General features: G+C 48.1%; 1 rRNA gene. It reads right to left on the reverse strand.

Annotated features, from left to right (window positions below):
• Positions 1 to 163, reverse strand: a 16S ribosomal RNA gene (locus FBT53_RS15445); the annotation flags it as partial.
• Positions 164 to 262 lie beyond the last annotated feature (99 nt).

The following is a 262-nucleotide window of genomic DNA, read 5'->3' on the forward strand; positions in this document are numbered from 1 at the left end:
TTTCTAAAGGCTATTCCCCAGATAGGGGCAGGTTCCATACGCGTTCCGCACCCGTGCGCCGGTCGTCAGCAAAAAAGCAAGCTTTTTCCTGCTACCCCTCGACTTGCATGTGTTAGGCCTGCCGCTAGCGTTCATCCTGAGCCAGGATCAAACTCTCCATCGTTGTTCTTTAAATATCTCGCGATACCCTTAGAACCCCAATTCCTTGACGTCAAAATGGTAATTCTCTTTACGCTGTCGTTTCTTCAATATGTCCAATGAA

The sequence above is a fragment of the Flavobacterium sp. ASW18X genome, from assembly GCF_005144745.1.
GTDB lineage: Bacteria > Bacteroidota > Bacteroidia > Flavobacteriales > Flavobacteriaceae > Croceivirga.